The 3,488-nt window shown below is 60.9% G+C and carries 2 protein-coding genes; both read left to right on the plus strand.

Annotated features, from left to right (window positions below):
* Positions 1-40 precede the first annotated feature (40 nt).
* Positions 41-1,315 (plus strand): Vi polysaccharide biosynthesis UDP-N-acetylglucosamine C-6 dehydrogenase TviB, encoded by a 1,275-nt coding sequence (gene tviB, locus ING15_RS19160; RefSeq protein WP_206456443.1) that lies wholly within the window; start codon positions 41-43, stop codon positions 1,313-1,315.
* A 728-nt stretch (positions 1,316-2,043) separates the two neighbouring features.
* Complete coding sequence (locus ING15_RS19165) at positions 2,044-3,120, plus strand: NAD(P)-dependent alcohol dehydrogenase (protein ID WP_206456442.1); 1,077 nt, start codon at positions 2,044-2,046, stop codon at positions 3,118-3,120.
* The last annotated feature ends 368 nt before the right edge of the window (positions 3,121-3,488 follow it).

The following is a 3,488-nucleotide window of genomic DNA, read 5'->3' on the forward strand; positions in this document are numbered from 1 at the left end:
GCGCGATTTGTCGACTGGCACCGGGAAAATTCGGAGAAACATGTCAGACCGTGAAAAAAAAATAGCGATCATCGGGCTTGGATACGTCGGTCTTCCGCTCGCCGTAGAATTTGGCAAGATCCGCCCCGTGATCGGCTTTGACATCCAAACAGAGCGCATTGACGCTCTGCTTGAGGGGCGCGACCGCACACTGGAGGTATCCGATGATGAACTTCGAAATGCTACGTTTTTGTCGTTCACGACCAACCCTGCAGATCTTTCCGCAGCGAGTATTTACATCGTCACAGTTCCCACTCCGATTGACTCGCACAAGCGCCCGGATCTGACGCCGCTGATCAGAGCCTCTGAAACACTGGGTAAAGTTTTGAAACGCGGTGACATCGTGATCTACGAGTCCACCGTCTACCCGGGTGCCACAGAAGAAGACTGTGTGCCGGTGTTGGAACGCGGTTCGGAATTGATCTTCAACAGGGATTTCTTCGTGGGATATTCTCCTGAGCGGATCAATCCCGGCGACAAGTCCCACCGTCTGCCCGACATTCGCAAGGTGACTTCGGGTTCGACCCCGGACGTAGCGGAAACCGTTGATCAGCTTTATGCGAGCATCATCACCGCTGGCACCTATAAGGCCGAAAACATCCGCGTGGCGGAAGCCGCCAAGGTGATCGAGAATACGCAGCGCGATCTGAATATTGCTCTGGTCAACGAACTCGCGATCATCTTCAACAAGATGGGCCTCGACACCGAGGCCGTGCTGAATGCGGCTGGCACCAAGTGGAACTTTTTGCCCTTTCGTCCGGGTTTGGTTGGCGGCCACTGCATCGGGGTAGACCCCTATTACCTGACCCACAAGGCCGAAGCGACTGGGTATCATCCACAGGTCATCCTTGCCGGGCGGCGCATTAATGATGGCATGGGGGCCTATATTGCCGGACAACTGGTCAAGGCCATGCTCAAACGTCGGATCCAGGTGGATGGCGCACGGGTTCTAATTCTGGGCCTGGCATTCAAGGAAAACTGCCCTGACCTGCGCAATACCCGCGTCGTTGATGTGATCTCGGAACTGCGTGAGTACGGCGCGCAGGTCGATGTGCATGATCCGTGGGTCGATGCGGAGGCGGCTGTCGAGGAATACGGGCTTACCCCCGTCGCCACGCCGGAGGCGGGCGCCTATGACGGCATCGTTGTGGCGGTCGCCCATGACGTTTTCCGCGCGCTTGGGCCGGAGGGCCTGCGCGCTTGGGGCAAACCGGATCACGTGATTTACGACCTCAAATACGTCCTGTCCGCAGACGCCGTCGATCTGCGGCTGTGAGCGCGATTTCCACGCTGCGGCAGAATCCGAACCGGAGAAGGCAGGCCATCTATCATATTGACATACTCCGCGCCTCACTGCGACGTGTTCTGTAGGTGTCGCACCATAAAGTACCAGGGCAATGTCTGGAGTGCCTCCAAAGAGAATAAAACCACTGCGCCCGCTGACATCACAAGCGATGCCCATTTCTCGCCCTAATCGGCTGGCGTTCGATTTGCTTGCCGTTCGCCTTCTGGCCCGGGCCTCCAAGCTCTTGCTAATTGTCGAGCAAGATTCGCTGTGTTGTGGGAGGCGAAGCCTCTCGCCGCTGCACGACCCTGCTGCACGACCCTATGGTGGCGGGTGAAGTTACCGTGCCTATCTGCGGCTCCGGTAAAGTGGACTCCACAACGGGTCAGGTCCGTCGGCGACCAGGCGACGATGAGCATGAACGACGTGGCCGGGGGTTTTACCCTACTCGGCATCTCCGGCTTCATTGATCCGCCACGGCCGGAAACCTTTCTCGACGACGTCATCATTCTGGTGGTCGGCGTGGGCGGCTCCTGCACTTGGAAGCGGAGAAGTGGGGCCACAGTCTCATCTCGAAGCCGTAGGACGAGTGACTCACATCAAGGAACTGCGGGGCGCTGGTCGGCAAAAGGTCGCGCCGCTCTTGACCTCGATCAAAGCCGCGACGCGGCTCCCGTGCGATGCAGTACGGCAAGGGTATCACAAACGGGACACGAGCCATGGCCGACAAAATGCAGGCGGCAATTTTCATCGAACCAGGGCGGATCACACTGGGTGAGAAGCCGATTCCGAATGTCGGCGCCAACGACGCGCTGCTGCGCATCACCACGACGACGATCTGCGGCACCGACGTACATATCCTCAAGGGTGAATACCCGGTCGAGAAAGGCCTGACCATCGGCCACGAACCGGTCGGGGTGATCGAGAAGCTGGGATCCAACGTCAAGGGCTATGAGGAAGGCCAGCGGGTCATCGCCGGCGCCATCTGCCCCAGCGGCTACTCCAATGCCTGCCTGTGCGGCCAGCACTCCCAGGATGGGCAGAGCCATCCGCACGGCTACAAGCCGATGGGCGGCTGGCGCTTCGGCAATACGATCGACGGCACCCAGGCCGAATACGTCCTGGTGCCGGACGCCATGGCCAATCTGGCGCCGGTTCCGGACGGCCTGACCGACGAACAGGTGCTGATGTGCCCCGACATCATGTCCACCGGCTTCGGCGGCGCGGAACGGGGCAATATCCAGATCGGCGACACCGTCGTCGTCTTCGCCCAGGGGCCGATCGGCCTCTGCGCGACGGCGGGCGCCAGACTGCGCGGCGCCGGCCTGATCATCGGCGTCGACACGGTGCCTGCCCGGCTCGACATCGCGCAGAAACTCGGCGCCGACGTCGTCATCGATTATAAAAAGACCGATCCCGTCGACGAGATCATGAAAATCACCAAGGGACGCGGTGTCGATGTGGCGATCGAGGCGCTCGGCACGCAGCAGACCTTCGAGAGCTGCCTGCGGGTGCTTCGGCCGGGCGGCACATTGTCCAGCCTTGGCGTCTATTCCTCCGATCTCACCATCCCGCTCGGCCCGTTCCACGCCGGGCTCGGCGACAATACCATCGTCACCTCGCTCTGTCCCGGCGGCAAGGATCGCATGCGCCGCCTGATGAACGTGATCGAATCCGAACGCCTCGATCTCGGAGGGCTGGTCACCCACCGCTACGGGCTCGACCGGATCGAGGAAGCCTACGATCTGTTCGCCAACCAGCGCGACGGCGTGCTCAAGGTCGCGATCACGCCATAGCGCCAGCGGCCAGAGATCTTTGTCCGGCGGGTCCTGCAAGGACCCAACGCTCAGGATCGAAGACGGAAAGCGTCCCCTTCGAGTTCGCTCCGGTCTTGTGCGACCTATCTGTTATTGAGTCGGAGCGCGGGAGGACCGTTTGTGAACACTTTCACGCAAAGACGCTGGGAACGTGCCCGAGCGGTTTCATTTGCCCGGGCGGTTTCATTGACGCGAGGCCGTTGGGCTGCGTCGGCGACATGTATCGCGCGCATCGGCGATGCCATCGGCAAGTCGGCGGTCGGCATAGCGATGACGGGGGCGACGGTATTGGCCGCGACGGGGCCGACGGTGGCGGCCGATTGCAAGGCCTCGCCGCGGCAAGGGAC

Origin of the sequence: Aurantimonas marina, assembly GCF_017183135.1 — a bacterium.
Taxonomy (GTDB): Bacteria; Pseudomonadota; Alphaproteobacteria; order Rhizobiales; family Rhizobiaceae; genus Aurantimonas; species Aurantimonas marina.